Source organism: Azospirillum doebereinerae (genome assembly GCF_003989665.1).
In the GTDB taxonomy this organism is placed as follows: domain Bacteria; phylum Pseudomonadota; class Alphaproteobacteria; order Azospirillales; family Azospirillaceae; genus Azospirillum; species Azospirillum doebereinerae.
This window is the reverse complement of record NZ_RZIJ01000019.1, coordinates 18,106-37,543: the sequence shown is the minus strand read 5'-3', so window position 1 is coordinate 37,543 and position 19,438 is coordinate 18,106. Positions and strand designations below refer to the sequence as shown.

Here is a 19,438-nt window from a genome sequence, read left to right as displayed (position 1 = left end):
CCACTTAACAACCCATTAACCGAGACCTGCGGGTTGCGCAGGAGGCCTGTAGAATCGGGAATCAACTTGAAACGAAATGTAACAGCACCCTTTTTTAAAGGGACAACCCTTCATTGAGGGAATCGTGCGGGAAGGTCGGGAAGGGACAAGGTCGGCGAGGACTTGCTTCCCGTCTTCACCGAAGCGGCCATGAACAGCACGGTGTCGCGGGCCGGAGCCCCGGTGATGGTCTGGGTCGGCAGCACCATGCGGAACACCGCCCCCTGCCCCGCCGAAGACGGCGCGGCGCGTCCCTTCAACAGGCGCAGCAGCGCCCAAGGCCCCCGTTCCGTCACCGTCAGCGTGTCGCCGGCGATGGCCGCCGCCTCGCTCGCTGCGGCGCTCTTCGGACGGAAGGGCGATCCGGCGGCCCAGCGGAAGCTCAGCAGCACCGGCTGGCCGGGCTTCCAGGCCAGCGGCGTGGCGGCGGTGCCCGACCCGACCGCCGTGGCGCCCGAGCGGACCGACCAGTCGATGATGTGCTCGGCCCCGACCTCGCCGGCGCGGTTCACGCCGTAGGTGAGATCGACGGTCAGGACGGCGGAGCGGGCCACCGCGTCCAGCATCGGCCGCGCCGCCTCCATGCGGTCGAGGAAGGCCCTGACCTCGGGCGTGGCGTCGCGCCCCAGCTTCGGCCGCGCCTCGTCGAGTTGCTTGTAGAAGCGGCGGACATCCTCGGGATCGGCGTCGGGCGCACCACGCGCCAAATCGCCCCGCACGAAGGGGAAGCGCCCGGCCAGCGTCTGCGAGAAGCTGGAGGCGAGCTTCGCCAGCACCGGAGCGGCGGTATCGACGGCCACCGGCGGAGCGGGATCCGGCGCCACGGACGGCTCCGGCGCGCTCTCCGTCACGACCGGAGCCTCGACGGTCACGGGAGGCGGAGCGGCAGGAGCCGGCTCCCGGACCGGCGGCTTGGCCTCCACGACCGCCGGGGGCGGAGTCGGGGCCGGCACGGCGGCCGGGGGCGCGACGGGGGCGGCCTTGACCGGGGCGGGGGGCGGGGGCGCCTCGGCGACCGGCTTGGGCGCGGCCTTTACCTCGGGCGGCGTCGTCGGGGCGGGCGGCGGCAGGGCGGCGGCCAGCGCGTCCGGCAAGGCCGCGATGGCGGAGACCAGCACCGGCGGCGCGCCGTCCTCGGGCTGGATGAAGAAGCGGCCGACCGGCGGCGCCTCAATCGCGAACAGGGCGGCGCGGGTGGCGAGCGCCGCGCTGGACAGCGCCTCGCCGATGCGCTCGGCGGCGTCCTTGCCCGGCAGCTCGGCCAGCGCGGCGCGTTGCAGCGCCACCTTGATCTCGTCCGGCAGCCCGAGGGCCGGCGCCCGCAGCGCGACCATGATCGGCCAGCCGGCGGCCTCGGTCACGGCGGTCACCAGGCGGCGGACCTCCGCGACGTCGTCTTCCGTCGGGGTTTCCGGCAGGGTGTTCAGACGTTCGGCCAGCGCCGCCGCGCGGACGCGCAGGGGATGGCGGATGTAGAGTTCATCGGCGAGGGGCGCGGCGAGCCGGACGGATTCGGCCCGCACCGCCGTCGCGATGGCCTTGGCGTCGAGGTTGGGGAGGTCGGCGCCCGCCGTGATGCGCAGGATGAAGCCGTCGGTGGCCGGCACCGGCGGTTTCGGGAAGGTCCCGAACACGCTCGCCGCCAGCGCCGACAGTTCGTCGAAGCCGCTCGACCGGCGGAAGCGGTCGTAGCGCTCCAGGGCGATGCGGCGGTCGGCGATGCGGTCGAACTGGTCGGTCAGGCGGCGCCAGCTCGGCACGTCCTCGACGTTGCGCGGGTTGGGCACCGGAGGCAGGTCGGACAGGGCGGCGCTGGGCAGCAGCGCGTCGCGGATCGGGCGCAGCACCGCGCGGCGCACGGCGACCGACGCCAGCCGCCGCTTGTCAGTGTCGAACCCGCTGACCAGCGAGGTCGGCAGCAGCGGCGTGGCCAGATTGTTCTGCTCCACCAGGGCGGTGGCCGCGAGAAGCCGGCCGACCAGTTGCGGATCGACGTTTTTGTCGCGGGTCAGGATGCCCTTGCGCAGATCCTCGACGGCGGCGGCGACCGGGGGTACCCCGGCCTTGACGGCGACCACCCCCTGCCACGCGACCAGCGACAGCCCGACGACCGAGGCCGCCAACGCGCCCTGGGCCTGACGGCGGCGGCGCCGCGCCAGCAGATAGGCGCCCTCGGACGCCCGGCCGTAGCCGGCCTCCGCGAAGGCGCGGCCGGGCAGCAGGTCGCGGGCGAAGGCCGGACGGCGTCCGCCCACCAAAGTCGTGTGGGCGCCGGTGAAGGCGATGCCGCGCAGCGGAAAGGGTTCGTCCTCGTCCGCCGAACCGGGTCCATCCGAGCCGAGAACCCCGCCGAGGAACAGCGCCAGCGGATGGCGCAAACTGTCCATCCGGGCTGGCAGCAGCGGCAGGCGCACCCCGGCGGTCCCGGCGGCGAAGGCGTCGGCCTCCAGCAGCGTGACGTCGGCGATGGTGCGGTCCAGCGCCTCGTCCACCCAGCGCGGGTCGAAGGGCGCCAGCCAGTCGTGCGGGTTGGTCCAGCCGAACACACCATCCAGCATCTTGGACGGCACCCCGGCGCAGAATTCGGCGAAGCCGTCCAGCGCCTCGGCCCGGACGATCACGACATGGACCGGGCAGACCACCCCGGCGTTCTCGCGCAAAGCCCGCAGACGCTCGCGCAAGGCCGCCGCGCGCTTGACCAGCGCGGCGCGCGGGGCGTCGCGTTCGGCCGCCGCGCGCAGCTCGTCGGCGCCGATCATCAGAAGGATGCCGTCCAGCGGGCGGCGCATCGGCCGCTTGCGCATCGCCGCCATCAGGCCCGGCCAGGACGCGGCCAGCTTGGAGCCGTCGGAGGAGTCGGCGCCGGCGTGCAGGATCGCCGCGCCCTCGCAGAACCACCAGCTTCCGAGTTCGCCGCTGCCGTCCTCGGGCCAGCGCACATGGGTGGGGTCGGTGGCGAGCAGCGCCGGGCCGCCGACGCCGAAGGCGAGGAACCACGGGATGTCGCCGCGCCGCAGGGCGCCGCGCATCTGGCGCTTCAGGATGTCCAGCCCCTCGCCGTAGACGCGGGCCAGCGGCGGGGCGGCGGCGGCCGCCTTCGCCGGGGCGGGGATGGCCTCGGCGTGGACGCGCAACGGCGCCGGACGCGCCGGCTTGCGCGTCACCGGCTGGAGCCGGGCGGCGGATTTCGATTTGGTCTTGGGCTTGGCGAAGCGGCGGCGCAGGCGCGGCCAGACCGCCCGCGCGCCCAGATAGAGCAGGTAGACCGGCAGGAGGGCCAGCGCGTAGGGCGCCACCGTGACCAGCAGCGACACGAGGAAGGCGATGGCGGAGCCGATGCTGGTGAACAGAAGCTCCAGCGCGATCATCAATACGACCATGACATCCCCATGTCCTCGATGGCGGCGCGCGCGCCGCGCAGGTCACGGTCGATGCCGCCCACGGCGTCGGCCCACAGAAGATGCGACACCAGCAGGAAGGCCGCGACCGCCCCGCCCAGCGCCCACCACCAGCGCCGCGACGACGGCTGCTCCGGCCCCATGACGGCGCCGGCCGGCGGGTCGTAGGCGCGCGGGCTGACCCGGTCGCCCTGCGTCCGTTCGCCCACCACGACGCCGTGGAGCGAGGTGCGCCGCGCGCCGGCCTCGGGATCCTCGGCGAAACCGAGCGACAGCACCGCGAGGTAGACGGCGGCAAGGTCGCGGTCGCCCTTGGAGCCCTGCCGGATCAGGTCGTCGGCCTGGACGAACAGGGTCTTCATGGTGGCGTTGGCGCCGAACAGCCGCGACGCGACGACCGCCTCGCCCGGCCGCGCGCCGGACAGCGCCCGGTCGGCCAGCATCGCCATGGCGAAGGCCGCCTTGACCGTGGTGCCGTGCGCGGCGGGGCCGAGCGGGACCGCCGCCTCGGTCAGCGCGTGCAGCGCGGCGATCAGGCGGTCGGACGCCGGGGGCGCGTCCACCGGCTGGCCGGGCGCGCAGCAGGCGAGAAGCTCCGCGTGGAAACGCCGGAACGCCACCATCGCGGAGGGCTGGGCCGAGGGCTGGGCGGTGGAACGCGCGGCAACCGTGGCAACGGCCGTCATGGCGCCCCTCCCCCGGCCAGCGTTTCCAGAGTGAAGCCGTCACGCCCCAGCCGAACGGCCAGCGGCGCGCCGCCGTCCACCCGCTGCCGGTGCAGCCCCGGCGCGGCGTAGAGCGCGTAGACGAAGGTGGCGACCGGCGTCGCGGCGAAGGGCGGCAGGCTGCCCAACGCGACATTCTGGCCGGGAACGACCTCCCACGACACGATGGCGATGCGGGCGGTGCCCTCGTTCCGCAGGGTGTCCCGCGCGTGGAACCAGGAGGCCGCGTCCATCGAGCCGAGCCGCGCGGCCATGGCCGTGTCGCCGGCCCGCACCACGTCCACCGCGACCGGGCGCCGCCCGTTGGCGTCGGGATCGGCCGCGATGCGCAGCACCACGGGCGCCGCGTCGGCGTTCCGCCACGCCGTCGCCGGCCCTTGGGCGCAGCCCGACAGAGCCAGAGTCGTCCCCACCATCGCGCCCATCAGACGCATCGCCTTGCGCATCGCCCTCATCCCCCCGTCCCCTCGGCCGCCTTGCCGACGCACACGTAGCCGGCCGGGGTGTGGCGGTACCAGTTGGCCGCCGATTGGGCGCAGGGCGCCAGCACGCGGTCGGCGCGCTGCGGGACGGCCGGGTCCGCCGTCACCCCGGCCTCGCCCAGCACCGCCGGACGGTTGGTCAGGGCCAGCGTCTCCTCGTCGTCCTCGACGATCATCACGTAGCGCATGCGCTTGGACGGGTAGCGGATGCCGACGTCGTACTCCCCGTCCGCGATCTTCTCCAGGATGGCAGGGGCGGAGGACGACCCCAGCGGCGCGCAGCCCGGCGCCGCCAGCAGGAGCGGCAGCAGGGGCAGGACGGCGAGCCGCATACGGGCGTTGCGGGTCATGGGGCGTTTCATGCTCATGCCGGGATCGCGTTCTTCTGGGCGGCCGACGCGATCAGTTGCGCGCCGCCGGACTCGGTCAGGTCGGGCGGGGTCGGGTCGATGCCGGCCTCGGCCAAGGCTTGGTAGACCGAGCGCCAGACCAGTTCCGGCACCGCGAAGCTGGCGTCGTGGTCCTTGACCCAGAAGAACAGGTTGTACTTGCACAGCCACTGCCCGTTGACGCCCCGGAAGCCGTCGTAGCGGACGAAGGGCAGCCCGCCCGTCGCGCTGGGCAGCACGCGGTCGGCGGCGCGCAGCGCGCCGGTCAGCAGCCCGCCCATCAGGCCGGGGTCGTGGCGGGCGTCGGCAAAGTATTCCAGCTTCATCGAGACGCGCTCGACCGAGCTGAAGTTGACCACCGTCGCCTCCGACACCTTGGCGTTGGGCATGGCGACGATGAAGCCGGCGACGTTGCGGACCCGCACCGTGCGCCACGTCATGTCCACCACCACGCCGCGCACGATGTCGGTGATCTGGATGGTGTCGCCGATCTGGAACGGCCGCTCGATGTTCAGCACGAGCCCGGAGAAGACGTTGGCGATGTTGGCCTGGATGGCGAGGCCGATGACCATGCCGACGATGCCCGACGCCGCCAGCAGACTGGTGATCGGCTGTTTCAGCACGAAGGCGATGATGCCGCAGCCGGCGAAGCCGAAGACGATCAGCGTCGAGAAGCGGCGGACGATGCCGGGGATCTTGCGCTGGGTGCGGATCTCCAGCGGGGTCCAGACGAAGCGCTCCAGCGTGCGGTCGATCAGGATGGCCGGCACGATCCACCACAGCGCGTCGAAGCCGTTGACCACCATGGCGACGCCGCTGGCCGGCAGACTCGCCACCGCCTGGTCCAGCGCGATGTTGCCGAGCGACATCAACAGCAGCGGCCAGGACAGGATGCGCATGAACAGCGTCTGGATCTTCCAGAACTGGCCACGGTCACGGCGGTCCATGAACGCCGCGAACACCGCCAGCACGACGCTGAAGATGGCGATGTAGACGAAGAAGTCGCGGTGGATGAAGTCGCGCGCGGCCGGGGCGTCGGGCACCGCCACCACGCCGAAATCGACCCGCGAGAAGTCCGGCTGCGGACGGCCGAAGCCGACGTAGTTGGGATCGCCCTCGCTGCCGACCGTCACCACGTCCTGGGAGATCCAGGCCCGCGACAGGCGCCAGCCGGGCGAGGCCGCCAGCACCCGCTTGGCGCGCAGTTGGTCGAGCAGGGTGGAGCTTTCGCTCTCCCCCTCCAGCCCGCGCCGCACGCGCTCGCCCAGGCTGACGTCGACGGCCGACGCGCTTTCCGCCGCCGCCATCGCCTTCAGCTTCTCAACGAAGTCGTTGGTGTCCACCAGCGCCATGCCCAGCACGTCGGTGACGAACATCACCGTGTTGCGGTTCTGCGTGCGGTGGCGGAAGCTGATGCCGGCCGTGTGGCTGCCGTAGGGCGGCCGCTGGTCGGAGAAGTTCAGCGCGAAGCGGCCCTCGATCTTGTAGGCGACGTAGGTGGTGACCTCGCCGCGCTCCTCGCGGTAGGGCTTGCCGAGGTCGATCGGCTTGACCGCGTTGGCGAAGACCACGTCGGCCGGGTTGAAGGCCCCGCGGTAGCGGAACCAGACGGTCAGGTTGAGCGTCGCCTCGTTCTTGTCCGGGTTGAGGTCGCGGACCTCGTCGAGCTGGACGCCGGTGTAGATGACGTCCGTCTTGTACATGAAGCGGTCGTTGACGTAGAGCGCCCGACCCTTGGTGACCTCCTCCAGGAAGTTGGAGACGCCGGCCTCGCGGATCGGCTGGAGCTGGGTCAGCGCCGCCACCGGGTTCAGGCCGTTGTAGGTCGCCATCATCACCGGCAGCGTCGCCTGACCCTTGGCGTCGAAGGTCCAGCTGCCGACGTTGCCCTGGAAGGCGGTCTCGGCGCGGTCGTGGCCGGCGATGGCGCGGCGGATCGCCTCGCCGCTGCCCTCCGCCGGGGTGCCGGCGGGGACGGCCTTGGCGACGGCCTGGGCCACCAGATCGACGCCGTCGTTGCCCAGCGCCGCCGCCCAGTCGGGCACCGCGTTGAAGCGCTTGACGTATTGCCCGTAGAAGCGCTGCGCCCGCTCGTTCGCGGTGTCGAACAGGATGGGCGCGGAGATCAGCAGCCCGTGGCCGTAGGCCTCCGGGGTCAGGGATTTCGGCTGGGCCTGGGTCTGGGCCACGATCTCGGTCCGGAAGGCGGCGGTCGCCATCTCCGACGTGCCGGCGATCAGGTTGCGCACCCCGGCGTCGCGCAGCGCCACCACCACGCGGGCGCTGTCCACCGCCGAGCCGAGCACGATCACGGCGCCGGTCGGCATCCGCTCCTTCACCGCCTGGGCCAGCCCCGGCAGGGCGCCGGCTCCGGCGCGGCCGGGCGCGTAGGTCCACTGGTTGACCAGCTTGGTGCCGAAGCGCTGGAGGATGGCGTCGAACTGCCCGGCCAGAACCGCCGCCTGCTCGCTGTCCTCGCGGACGATGGCGACGGTCGGCTCGCCCACCACGTTGCGGACGTAGTTGGCGAGGAAGCGGGTCTCGTTGCCGCGGTCGAGGTTGATGGCGAACAGCCAGGGGTTCGGCGCGGCGTCGGCCGGGCGCAGGAAGGGGCGCGGGGCGATCAGCGGGATCTTGCGGCCGGCGTAGATCGCCGCCGCGCTGTCCGCCGCGTCGGGGTGGTGGCCGATCACCGCCAGCACCGAGGGATCGGCGGCCAGCCGCCGCGCGATCTCCAGCGACTTGCCCTTGTCGTTCTCGTCGTCGAAGGGCATCAGCGCGACCGGGTGGCCGTTGACGCCGCCGGCCGCGTTGATGGTGTCGGCGCGCAGCGCGGCGCCCTTGCGCAGCGCCAGCCCGATCGCGGCGTCCGGCCCGCTCAGCGGACCGACGACGGCGATGTGCAGCGGCTCGCGCTGCCGCTCGCCGAGGAATCCGGCGCGCACGACCAGCGAGACCAGCACCGTGACGAGCATCGCCGCCACCAGGATCAGCGCGAAACGCGCCTTCTTGGTCAGGTGCGACCAGCGGAACGGCGGCCGGGAGCGGGGCTGAAGGGTCGTCAGCATGGGGCGGTTCTCTTGGTGTCCATGGCTTCCGCCTCCCGGCCGTCATCCCCTCTCCCCCCCGGGGAGAGGGTTAGGGTGAGGGGGAACCGTGGCGTGGCGTCATGGAATGGAGGGCGAAGCGCGCACCGGCTTGGTGAGGTGTCGGGGTGCGTCCCCCTCACCCCAACCCTCTCCCCGGGGGGGAGAGGGGGACAGGCGCGGAGGGGAGATGAAGCGTGAAAAGCAATGCCCATCCTCAACGCTCCTGCATCGCGTGCTGGAGGCCGTTGAGGACCGGCGAGAACACGTAGTCGAGAATCGTGCGGCGCCCGGTCAGGATGCTGCACGTCACCCGCACGCCGGGGAACAGCTCGTAGGTCTTGCCGCCATAGGCGAAGGAGGTCACCGGCAGCTCGACGCGGACCTTGTAGTAGGACTGCTTGTTGGCGTCGAGCAGCGTGTCCGGGCTGATCGTCCGCACCCGTCCTTCGATATGCCCGAAGCGCGAGGCGTCGCTGCCGGCCAGCGTCACCACCACCGGCTGGTCGGCGCGGACGTAGCCGATGTCCTGCACCGGCAGCCGCGCGTCCACCACCAGCTTGCCGTCGCGCGGCACCAGCTCCACCACCGTCTCGCCCGCCTTCACGACGGCGCCCTTGGTCGAGACCGCCAGCGTCTTGACGATGCCGTCCAGCGGCGCCCGCATGGTGCTGCGGTCCAGGCTGTCCTGGTAGCGGGTCAGGCGCTGCGACAGCTCGGCATGGTTGCGCCGCGCCTCGTCGAGCGCGCTGCGGCTCTCTTCCTCGTATTTGCGGCCGATCCACACCTGCTTGCTGCGGGCCTCGGCCAGCGCCGCCTCGGCCTGGGCCAGCGTCGCGCGGTCCTCGGCGATGGAGCCGGTGACCCGCGCGTCGTCGCGCAGGATCTCCAGATGCTTCATGCGGTTGGTGATCTCGCGCTTGAGCAGCGTCTCGCTGATGTCGAGCTGCTCGCGGATCAGGTTCTGGGCGACCTGCGAGCCGGCGATGCGCGCCTTGACGGCGACGACCTGCTGTTCGCGCTGGAGCGCGTCCTGGCGCTGGATGTCCATGTCCGACGCCAGACGCTCGCGCCGGGCGCGGAACAGGTCGCGGGTCTGGGCGACCAGCTCGGGCTTCTCGCGCAGCAGCGCCTCGGGGAAGGTGATGGTGTCGCGCCGCGCCACCTCGGCCTCCAGCCGGGCGATGTCGGCGGACAGCGAGCCCAGCCGCAGGCGAAGCTCCTCCAGGTCGGCGCGGGTCTTGGTCTGGTCGAGTTCGACCAGAACCTGCCCCGCCTGCACGGAATCGCCTTCCTGGATCAGGATGTCGCGGACGATGCCGCCCTCGAAATGCTGGACGCTCTGGTTGTAGGCGAGCGGCACCACGTCGCCGGGGGCGCTGCTGGTGACGTTCAGCTCCGCGAAGGCGGCCCAGCCGACGGCGACGGCCAGCGCCCCGAAGCTGACGGCGAACAGCCCGTCGCCGAAACGGCCCTCCGGCTCGCCGCCCGGCGGGGAGGCGGCGGAAGGCAGGGACGGAACCAGCGCCGGTCCGATGGAGAGCGCCGGGGCCGACGCGGTGGCCGGCTTGCGCAGAAGGGCGGGGAACGGCTTCATCACGCCACCCCCGCCGGGCTGCGGGCCACGGCTGTGTCGTGCGGCTGGTCGAGATCCAGCACCAACGAGGCGCCTTGCAGGATGCGCGGGTCGTGCGAGGCGATGACCACCGTGTGGCCGGTCCGCGCCAGCTCGATCAGGGTGCGGTAGACGATGGCGGTGCCCTCGGAATCCAGCCCGTCGGTCGGCTCGTCGAGCAGGATCAGCCGTCCGCCGACCGCGAGCGCGCGGGCCAGCGCCAGCCGGCGGCGGTGGCCGATGGGAAGCTCGTGCCCGAAGTTGCGCAGCGGCGTGTCGAGCCCCTGGGCGCAGTCGCCAACCGTCCGCTCGGCGCCCGCGCGGTGCAGGACGGCGTGCAGCTCGGCCTCGGACAGGCGCGGGTTGGCGAGCAGCAGGTTGTCGCGGATGGTCATGGTCAGGAAGGTCGGTTCCTGCGGCAGGTAGCCGATCTGTTGGCGCCACCAGGACGGCGCGAATTTGCGGATGTCCACCCCGTCGGCCAGAACCGCGCCCTCCTGCGGCTCCGAAAGCCCGGCGATCAGGCGCAGCAGCGTCGTTTTCCCTGAGCCGTTGCGCCCCTTCAGCACCAGGATGTTGCCGGCCGGCACCGACAGGGTCAGCCGGCGCAGCAGCGGCGTGACGCCGCCCGGCGGGGTGTAGGTGAGGTCGCGGAACTCCAGATTGCCGGCGTAGCGCGGCAGCATGGTGCCGGTGGACGGCTCGACCGGGGTGCGGGCGAACTGCTCCAGCCGGGCCTGGGCCTGACGGGCCATCGCCACGGATTCGCCGATCTGCGCCAGCCGGGTGAAGGGAGCCAGCGCGCGGCCGACCAGCAGGTTGACGCCGATCAGCGAGCCGACGTCCAGCTCGCCGCGCACCACCAGGATGGCGCCGACGGCGATCACCGCGACGCCCTGCAAGGCCTGGAGGCTCTGGCCCACCGATTGGGCGCGGCCCTGGTGCATCGACATGCGTTCGCGCAAGGACCGCAGCGTCTGCGCGGCGCGCTGCCAGTCGCCCAGCAATGGCTTGGCGCCGCCGAACAGGGTGGCGGCGTCGCGCCCGACGATGGCGGCGGTGACCAGCCCCTGGGCGTCGGCCCCGGCCTGCGCCAGATCGCGCCCGACCTTGCGCATGTCGGCCTGGGCCAGCAGCCCGGCGCCGATCGACAGCAGGGTGAAAACGACGCAGATCAGGGCCAGCGGCCAGCTGATCAGCGCCACCACCAACACGAAGCACAGAGCGAAGGGGAGGTCGAACAGCGTCGCCAGATTGGCCGAGCCGAAGGCGGCGTCGATCTGGTCGGGCGCCCGCATCGCCTCGCGCCGCGCCGCGTCGCCTTGGACGGAGGAGGCGCCGCTGCGCGCGGTCAGCAGGATGCCGAAGGCGCCGGTCGCCATGCGCTCGTGGTCGGCGCGACCGATGCGCCCGGCGATGCGCAGGCGGACGTGACGAAACAGATGCTCGAAGGCGATAGACGCCACGACGCCGATCGTCAACGCCGCCAGCGTCGAATCGACCCCGTGCGACACGTAGCGGTTCAGCACCAGCATCGTGTAGAAGGACGAGGCCAGCCCCAGCAGGTTGGCCGCCAGAGAGGCCGCGAAGACGCGCGCCGTCAGCCGCAGGTTGGACCGCAGCCGCACCATCAGACTGGACAGGGCGCCGTTCATGGCGGGCTCCCCGTGCCGCGCCGCCGTCCGGTGTTCGGCGAAGCCGGCGCGGGCGGCTGGTTCGGATCGGGCCGCGCCGCGTCGAAACCGCCCCGGCCCATCGCCGCCAGCTTGGGCAGCGGCTTGGTCTGGATGTCGGCGGCGGACAGCCGGCCCATGGCGGCGAGCAGGCGGTAGCCGGCCAGCACGAACTCGGCCTCCGCCGCGACCGCGTCGCTGCGCGCGTTGATCAGCGTCGTCTCGCCCGACAGGATGTCGATCAGCGACCGGGTGCCGAGCTCGCGCTCGGCCCGCGCCACGTCGAGGAAGCCGGCGGCCAGCGTCGCCTGGTCGTTCAGCAGCGCCACCTGGGCCCGCGCGCTCTCCAGCCGGTTCCAGGCGTTGCGCACGGTCTCCAGGATGGTGCGCTCCTGGTCGGCCCAGCCGGCGTCGGCGGCGCGCAAATCGGCCTCGGCGATGCGGATGGTGTTGAGCGCGGTCAGGCCGGTGTTCAGCGAGTAGGTGACCTGGAGCTTGAACAGCATCTCGTTCTGCGTGCCGGGCAGCCCGGCCACGTCGCGCTTGATGTTGCGCTCGACGAAGCCCTCGACCCGTGGGTAAAGCGTGCGGCCGCGGATCGCCGAGACCGCCTCCTGCGCGGCGGCGGTGGTCAGCGCCAGTTCCTGGAGGCGCGGGTTGTGGCTGCGGGCCTCCTCGACGGCGGCCTCCAGCGACACCGGCAGGGTGGCGCGCGCCATCGTCAGGGTCTCCGCCCCGTCGATGCGGAACGGGACATGGCCGAAGAACGCCTCGAAGCGGCTCAACGCGTTCTGCATCGCCTCCTGCGCCGCGACCTTGCGGGCCTGGGCGCCGGCAAGCTGGCTCTTGGCCTGGAGCACGTCGGTGGTGAAGCCGAAGCCCTCCTGCAAGCGCACCTCCTCCAGCCCGGTCTGCCGGCGGATGTTCTCCTCGGACTGACGGGCGTAGGCGAGCAGGCGGTGAGAGCGGACGAGGCTGGCGTAGGCGGTCAGCCCCTCGACCAGCAGGTCCTGGCGGGTGCGCTCCACCGTGATGTCGGCGCGCACGACGTTGATCTGGTTGCGGCGGATGTCGGCGTTGGTGGCGTCGAAGTCCCAGATCAGCTGGGTCGCGCGCACCGACAACTGCCGGGCGTTCAGGTTGGTGCTGGGGCTGCCGGGTGGCTTGTCGGTGACCTCGCGCCCGCCGTTGGCGCTGAGGCTCAGGCTCGGGTACCAGCCGCCATGGCTGACGCGCAGCGCGTTGCGGGCGCTTTCGGCGGCGGCCTCCACCCCCCGCAGCCGGTCGTGCGTGTCGGTGGCCTTGCCGATCAGCGCCACGACCTCGTCGCGCGGGGCGGCGGTCACCGGTTGCGCAGCACCGGCGAGGAAGGACAGTGCAAACGCGGCGCAATAGAGATTATGTCGCATGAAAGCCTTGCACAACACGATCAGCCGATCCGGCCCAGCCCAATGGCCAGCGCACCATACCCGATCATATGCGCTATGGTTAAAGACATTTCCGTGGCTTTCACTTTAGGAAAAACCCTTATAACCGTTGAGCTTATGCATGCGCCGCCGGATGGACCGACGCGTCGTGGGGCTGGGTGTGACCCGTGTTGGGGTCGAGCGGATCGGGCATCCACTCCGCGCCATGCCCGCCCAACGCCGGGTCATGCGCGAAGGAAGCCGGCTGCGGCAACCCCTGCGGCAGGCCGAGGCCGGAGGTCAGCATCGCCGCGAAGTCGGTGCCGTCCTGCGCGGCGGCAACGACGGGTTGGCTCTGCGCCGCCGGGACCGCCGTTGCCCCCGCCGTGATTGTGTTCACCGTGGTAACGACGGTGTTGACCGCCGCCTTGACGTCGAAGGCGACGCCGGCCACCGCGTGGGTCGTGCCGTCGGCCATCGTCATGCTGGTGGTGCCGAGGATACGGTTGCCGGCCATGGTCGCGTCGCTGGCCGTGGCAGTGGCGGCGATCGACTGGATGCCGGCCTGCGCCAGCGTCTGCAACTCGCCCGCCTGGCTCACCCCGTCGCCGTTGTCGCGCCACACCAGCAGGGTGGCGTAGTCCGAATCCTGCGCGTCGATGCGACCGTCGTGGTTGGTGTCGAGCGAGGTCAGCGCCTCCAGGCTGCTGTTGAAGCCGGCGCCGAACTTCTCCGACACCAGTTCGCTGGCGCTGGAGATGCTGCCGTCGTGGTTGGTGTCGCGCGCCAGCAGGGCATTGCCGGCCCCGACCCAGCCGGTCTGGTCGGCCAGCCCGTCGCCGGTCACGTCGAAATGGACGTTGTCGGACAGCGGGCGCAGCGACAGCCCCTCCCCCGTCATGTCGAGCACGATGGGGTCGCTGGCGACGGTGGTCAGCTTGATGTTGTCGACGGTCAGGGTCGGGTTGACGCTGTTGTCGCCGGTGTCCGACGCGCCGAAGCCGAGGCTGATGGTTGTGTTGGCCGGGATCGTCACGCTGAAGGTGCCGCTGGCGCTGGCCGCCTTGGCCAGCAACGTCACCACGCCGTTGACGCTGACGAAACCGAAATCCTGATAGCTGCCGCTGTCGATGAAGGTGAAGTTCCAGTGGAAGGTCAAGGTGGTGTCCTGCGTCACCGTGACGGTGCTGGACATCTTCATGGCGTGGCCTGCGAAAGGCGTCGTGCCGGTCGCGCTGGCGATGGATCCGTGGGCGAGACCGAGAAAGTCCTCCATCTCCGTCACCGTCTTGCCGGCTTCCGATGTGATCTTTCCCTCATGCCCGTCGCCGCCGGTTCCGACCGTGGACCCGCCGGTGTAGGTCCAGCCGGTCAAACCGTTGTCGAAGGACCCGTTGGGCACCAGCACGCCGGGGTGCAGCGTCACGCTGTCGGTGGCGCTGGAGAAGGCGCTGCCGGTGGTGGTGTCGACGGCGACCTTGGTGCCGGCGGTGCCGGTGGTCTGGTCCCAGGCGTGGATCGTCAGCGCGTTGGAGACGGTGGCGGGAACCGAGGCGTTGGGCTGGAAGTACAGCCGGTCGGTGGAGCGCAGAAGCAGCGCGGAATCGCTGTCGTTCACCGTCCCGACCAGGGACCAATGCGCCCCGTTGTCGGTCGAGTACCACCAGTGGCCGTAGCTCTCGTTGGCGCCGACCAGCGCGATGCCGGTCAGAGCGCCGGAATCGCTGTCGGTGACGTTCGCGGCTCCTGATCCGTTCAGCCCGACCAGCGCAGACACCAGGATGCCGGTGGCCCCCGTCGGCGTGGCCGAGGCTTCGCCGGCGGTCGAGACCTCCAGATTGGTGTCGATCAGCACGGGCGACGCGTTGGGCGGAATCACGGTGAGCGTGACGCTGCCGGTCGCCGTCAGCGCGCCGCCGGCCCCGCCGCCGCCCTGGTCGTCCACCAGCACCGACAGCGAATCGGTGCCGGTGAAGCTGGACGACGAGGTGTAGAGCAGCCCGTTGGTCGCCGCCAGCAGGGTGTTGATCGTGCCCAGCGTCGCCCGCACCGTGACGCTATCCGTCCCGTTGCCGGTGATGACCGCGTCCAACCCGCCGCCGTCGAGCGTCAGGGTGCCGTGCCCGACCGTCAGCGTGACCAGCAGCGGCGTGGTTCCGGCGTCGATGTCCGACACCGACAGCCCGGTCACCGCCACCGCGATTCCCTTCACGGTCGACAGCGCCGCCGTCGCGGCGGTCACATGGGGCGCGTCGTTGACGGGAGTGACCGTCTCGCTGAGTTCGACCGTCGTGCCGCTGTAGGCGGTGTCCCCCCCCACCCCGGTGGCGGTCAGATCGGCATGACCGCCGGTGGCGACGGTCCCGCCGGAGCCGTCGATCAGCCGCACCGTCAGGGCCGGCGCCGTGCCGTTCCAGTCCGCCGCCGGAACGAAGCGCAGTTGATCCGTCGCCTTGACCAGCAGCGCCGAGCTTTCCGACACCGCGCCCACGGCGGTCCAGGCCGAGCCGTTCCAGTACTGCCAGACGCCTTGCGCCGTCGCTGCGTTGCCGACGATGGCGATGCCGGCAAAGGCGTTGGCCGAGGACCCGCCCGACACCGCGTCCTTGGCGTCGGAGAACAGCGCCGCGAACACCGACGCCACGGTCTGGCCCACCGGGTTCGCGGTGTCCTCCGCGATGGCGCTCAGGGTCGCCGTCGTCCCCAGCGCGACCGGCGCGTCGTTGACGGCGGTCACGGTCTGGGTCAGCGCGATGGCCTCGGCGCTGTAGCGGGTGGTCAGCCCGGCCCCGCTCGACAGATCGGCGTGGTTGCCGGTGCTCAGAGCGCCCGCGGAGTTGTCGACCAGCCGCACCGTCAGGGCCGGCGTCGTGCCGTTCCAATCCGCCGCCGGCAGGAAGCGCAGCTTGGCGTCGGCGGCCAGCAGCAGGCCCGATCCCTCCGACACCGCGCCCACGGCGGTCCAGGCCGAACCGTTCCAATACTGCCAAGCGCCCTGCCCGGCCGTCGCCGCGTCGCCGACGACAACGACACCGGCGAACTGGTCGCCGCTGGCGCCGTTGACCGCGTCCTTGGGGTCGGAGAACAGCGCCGCGAACAGCGAAGACACCGTGGCGCCCGCCGGGTTGGCGGTGTCCTCCATGATGGTCGCCAGCGTGACGGCGGTGCCGCTTGACACCGGGGCGTCGTTGACTGCCGTGACGGAGGTGGTGAGCGTGATGGTCTCGGCGCTGTAGGGCGTGATGCCGCCAACACCGAGGCTACCCAGATCGACCCGCCCGCCGCTGGCGATCGCACCGGCGGAGCTGTCGATCAGGCGGACCGTCAGGGCTGGAACCTCGCTATGCCAGTCGGGCGACGGCACGAAGCGCAGCTTGTCCCCCGCCGTGACGATCAGGGCCGAACCTTCGGACACCGCGCCCACGGCGGTCCAGGCCGAGCCGTTCCAATACTGCCAGACGCCCATCGCCGACGACGACCCGTCGCCGACGATGGCGACGCCGGCGATGGCGTTGCCGCTCGATCCGTTCACCGCGTCCTTGGCGTCGGAGAACAGCGCCGCGAACAGCGACGACACCGTGGCGCCCGCCGGATCGGTGGTGTCCTCCAAGGTCGGCGCCAGCGAAGCGCTCGTGCCGGTGGCGACGGGGGCGTCGTTCACGGGGGTCACGATCTGGGTCAGCGCGATGGTCTCGGCGCTGTAGCGGGTGGTCAGCCCGGCCCCGGCGGACAGGTCGGCGTGGCTGCCGGTGGTCACGGCGCCCGAGGAATCCTCCACCAGCCGCACCGTCAGGGTGGGCGTCGTGCCGTGCCAGTCCGCCGCCGGCAGGAAGCGCAGCTTGGCGTCGGCGGCCAGCAGCAGGCCCGATCCCTCCGACACCGCGCCCACGGCGGCCCAGGCCGAACCGTTCCAGTACTGCCAGACGCCCTGCGCGGCGGTGGACTCGTCGCCGACGACGACCACACCGGCGAACTGGTCGCCGCTCAGCCCGTTGACCGCGTCCTTGGGGTCGGAGAACAGCGCCGCGAACAGCGACGACACGGTGGCGCCCGCCGGATCGGCGGTGTCCTCGACGATGGAGTCCAGCACGACGGTAGTGCCGGTCGCCACCGGGGCGTCGTTGACCGGGGTCACCAGCAGCGCCAGCGATCCGACCTCCGCCGACAAGGCCGAGGTCCCGCCGGTCCCGGTCAGCGCGAACAGGGTCTTGCCGGCGCCGGTGAAGCCTTCGGTCCAGCTGTCGTTCACCGCACGCAAGGACAGCGACGGGGCCGTGCCCGACGCGCCCTCGCTGGCCAGGAAGCGCAGCATCGCGCTGCCCGCCAGCACCAGCGCGGCTCCGTCGCCAACCGTGCCGATCTCCAGCCAGGTCGAGCCGTCCACGCTGTACTGCCAGACGCCGAGCGCCGATCCGGGATTTCCCACCACGGCGACGCCGATCACGCTGCTGCCCGTCTCGCCCGCCCGGAACATCGTCTCGATCAGGTGGAACACGGTGAAACCAGCCGGCGCCGCCGTGCTTTCGGTGATCGCCAGAGCCTTGGCGAGCGCGGCCGCGTCGTAGTCGGGGGCAAGAACCGGCGCCCGCAGATGCACCGGTTCGGGGGGGACCGGCGTGGGCGTGACGACGAGAGGGTCGGTTTTTATCGCCTCGATGATCCGCTCGGCGCTCTTGATGGATTGCTGGACGGCCGCCACCGTCGCGAAGGCGTCGGTGCTGGACGTCGTCTTGGTGACCGGCGCGGTGCTGGCCAGCGTGGCTCCCGACGACGCGCTCTGGCTGGAGCTGTCGGCGGACGGGCTGGCCTTGACGGCGCTGTCGGGGGCGGTGAATCCCGTCGCCTTGAGCGCGGCGCTGTCCATGCCGAACGGCTTGTCCGCCGACGGAGAGACATCCTTGGCGGCCGGTTCGCCCGACTCCGCCTTGGCATCGGCCTTTGCATCCGCCTTGTCCGCCGCGGCCGTCTTGGCGTCCGCCTTCGCCTCGCCCTTGCCGGCGTCCTTGGCATCCCCCTCGGCAGTCTTCTCGCCCTCGGCCTCCGGCTCCGCCTTGGCGGCCTCCTTGCCCTCGGCCGGCGCCTCGGTCTTGGCGTCGCTCTTGGGGTCGACGTGCTCGGCGACCTGCGGATCGGCCTTGCCCTGGTCCGCAGCGACCTCGGCCTTCGGCGTGGCAAGATCGGCCATCGCCTTGTTCTCGGCCGACACCGCGACCGCCGCGTCCTGGCTGTTCTGCTGGGCCATGTCGGCGGCCTGACGGGCGCTGGCGAGCGCCTGCCCCATCGAACGTCCTTCCGACAGGGCCTGCGCCAGGGCGTTCCCGAAGACGCCGGTCCCGCCGACCGCCTGGAGCGATTGCTGCACGTTCTGCCCGCTGGCGAGCGCGGTCGACAGGGGATCGCCCTTCACGCCCTGCGCCGACGCGACCATCATCGAGGTTGCCGCCGAGGCGTCCTGCTGCGCCGTGCCGAGCGCCCCGACGGCGTCCGTGCCGGACGACAGCGCCGCCCCCAGAGCCTTGCCGAAGCCGCCGGCCGAGGACGGATCGACACCCGCCGCCGCCGCGAAGCTCTTCACCGTTTCGGCCACGTTGCGGCCCGACGCGAGCGACGCCACCAGCGCATCGGTCGGCTTGGGCGCGACCTCCGCCCCGTTGACCATCGCCGCCGTGTCGCTCTGCGCCTTGACCGAGCGGTCGAGCGCCGCGTCCGGGGCGGCCCCACGCGCCAGCGCGTCGCCCAGCACGCCGGCGAAGGCCGCGCCCTTTTCAACCCCGCCCAGGGTCCGGGCGGCCTCCGCGCCACCGGCGGCCAGCGCCGTCAGCAGGCGCTCGCCGCCCGACTGCTCGACCGCCACCGCCTGCGTCTGCGTCACGCCATGCGCGGCCTGTTCGGCCGCCGTGGCGATGGAAGCCGTGACGTCCCCGCCCGACGACAGCGCCCGCTCCAGGCTCTGCGCGAAGACGCCCGAGGATTCCGCGCCGGCCGCCTTGACCGCGTCCGACACCGCCACGCCCGACGCCAAGGCGGAGGTCAGTTTTTCCGCCGGAGACAACGCGACCGGCGCGGCCGTGGGGACAACCTCCGGAGTCTCGGTCAGCGCGCGCGACAGCGCAGCGACCGGATCCGCCGCCCCGGCGGGACGGGCCATCTGGTCCATGACCCCGGCGAACAGCGCCTTGGAAAGGCCGGGGGCGGCGTCGCTCCCAAGCGATTGGCTCGGATCCTGGCCCTGCGCCAGGGCGGCGGCAACGCGCTGCTCGGTCGTCAGGCCGGCGGCGTCCTGCATCGCCTGCGCCATCCGCGCGGCGGTGCCGGTCATCTGCCGGCCAGCCTCCGCGATGGCCGCGTCGGGCGACGAGGCGGCACCGACCCCCTCCGCGAAGCTCCGCACCCAACCGTCGGCCAGAGTCCCGGCGGCGTCGCCGGACACGCCTTGGCCGGCCAGGGCATGGGCCAGCTTTTCCTGAACCGCCTTGATCCCATCGACGTTGCCGCCCAGCAACATCGCCGTGGCTTCGGACGCCAACGCTTCGGGAATGGTCAGGGCGGGCGACGGTGCGACGGAGGTGAGGGCTTCTGCGCGATTGTCAGGCACGACGACCCTCTGCTGCATTGGGTGAAACGG

Annotated in this window: 9 protein-coding genes; all 9 read right to left on the bottom strand. The window is 71.9% G+C overall.

What is annotated here, in order from left to right:
* Positions 1-110: 110 nt before the first annotated feature.
* The 9 genes from EJ913_RS21435 to EJ913_RS31780 all read right to left on the bottom strand — a co-directional run bounded on the left by EJ913_RS21435 (position 111) and on the right by EJ913_RS31780 (position 19,408).
* Positions 111-3,419 carry a type VI secretion system protein gene (locus tag EJ913_RS21435; protein WP_244939446.1) on the bottom strand — a complete coding sequence of 1,103 codons (3,309 nt, stop codon included), beginning with the start codon at positions 3,417-3,419 and terminating at the stop codon, positions 111-113.
* Positions 3,407-4,123, bottom strand: a complete 717-nt coding sequence (locus EJ913_RS21430) for a hypothetical protein (protein WP_127001686.1) — start codon at positions 4,121-4,123, stop codon at positions 3,407-3,409. The genes EJ913_RS21435 and EJ913_RS21430 overlap by 13 nt, the downstream gene beginning before the upstream one ends.
* Complete coding sequence (locus EJ913_RS21425; RefSeq protein WP_127001684.1) at positions 4,120-4,617, bottom strand: hypothetical protein; 498 nt, start codon at positions 4,615-4,617, stop codon at positions 4,120-4,122. The genes EJ913_RS21430 and EJ913_RS21425 overlap by 4 nt, the downstream gene beginning before the upstream one ends.
* Positions 4,614-5,012 (bottom strand): hypothetical protein, encoded by a 399-nt coding sequence (locus EJ913_RS21420; RefSeq protein WP_127001682.1) that lies wholly within the window; start codon positions 5,010-5,012, stop codon positions 4,614-4,616. The genes EJ913_RS21425 and EJ913_RS21420 overlap by 4 nt, the downstream gene beginning before the upstream one ends.
* A complete protein-coding gene (locus EJ913_RS21415) occupies positions 5,009-8,101 on the bottom strand; it encodes an ABC transporter substrate-binding protein (RefSeq protein WP_127001680.1) in 3,093 nt (1,030 codons plus the stop codon). Before EJ913_RS21415 ends, EJ913_RS21420 begins: the two co-directional genes overlap by 4 nt.
* Positions 8,102-8,336: 235 nt before the next feature.
* Positions 8,337-9,716, bottom strand: a complete 1,380-nt coding sequence (locus EJ913_RS21410) for an HlyD family type I secretion periplasmic adaptor subunit (RefSeq protein WP_127001678.1) — start codon at positions 9,714-9,716, stop codon at positions 8,337-8,339.
* A complete protein-coding gene (locus EJ913_RS21405; RefSeq protein ID WP_127001675.1) occupies positions 9,716-11,389 on the bottom strand; it encodes a peptidase domain-containing ABC transporter in 1,674 nt (557 codons plus the stop codon). Before EJ913_RS21405 ends, EJ913_RS21410 begins: the two co-directional genes overlap by 1 nt.
* A complete protein-coding gene (locus EJ913_RS21400) occupies positions 11,386-12,816 on the bottom strand; it encodes a TolC family protein (protein ID WP_244939445.1) in 1,431 nt (476 codons plus the stop codon). Before EJ913_RS21400 ends, EJ913_RS21405 begins: the two co-directional genes overlap by 4 nt.
* Before the next feature lie 133 nt (positions 12,817-12,949).
* A complete protein-coding gene (locus EJ913_RS31780) occupies positions 12,950-19,408 on the bottom strand; it encodes an SPM autocatalytic domain-containing protein (protein ID WP_185909875.1) in 6,459 nt (2,152 codons plus the stop codon).
* Positions 19,409-19,438: the final 30 nt, after the last annotated feature.

Coding starts and splice junctions, on each gene's coding strand:
- EJ913_RS21420 (WP_127001682.1), bottom strand. CDS start 5,012: ATGAGCATGAAACGCCCCATGACCCGCAACGCCCGTATGCGGCTCGCC.
- EJ913_RS21415 (WP_127001680.1), bottom strand. CDS start 8,101: ATGCTGACGACCCTTCAGCCCCGCTCCCGGCCGCCGTTCCGCTGGTCG.
- EJ913_RS21400 (WP_244939445.1), bottom strand. CDS start 12,816: ATGCGACATAATCTCTATTGCGCCGCGTTTGCACTGTCCTTCCTCGCC.
- EJ913_RS21430 (WP_127001686.1), bottom strand. CDS start 4,123: ATGACGGCCGTTGCCACGGTTGCCGCGCGTTCCACCGCCCAGCCCTCG.
- EJ913_RS21410 (WP_127001678.1), bottom strand. CDS start 9,716: ATGAAGCCGTTCCCCGCCCTTCTGCGCAAGCCGGCCACCGCGTCGGCC.
- EJ913_RS21425 (WP_127001684.1), bottom strand. CDS start 4,617: ATGAGGGCGATGCGCAAGGCGATGCGTCTGATGGGCGCGATGGTGGGG.
- EJ913_RS21435 (WP_244939446.1), bottom strand. CDS start 3,419: ATGGTCGTATTGATGATCGCGCTGGAGCTTCTGTTCACCAGCATCGGC.
- EJ913_RS21405 (WP_127001675.1), bottom strand. CDS start 11,389: ATGAACGGCGCCCTGTCCAGTCTGATGGTGCGGCTGCGGTCCAACCTG.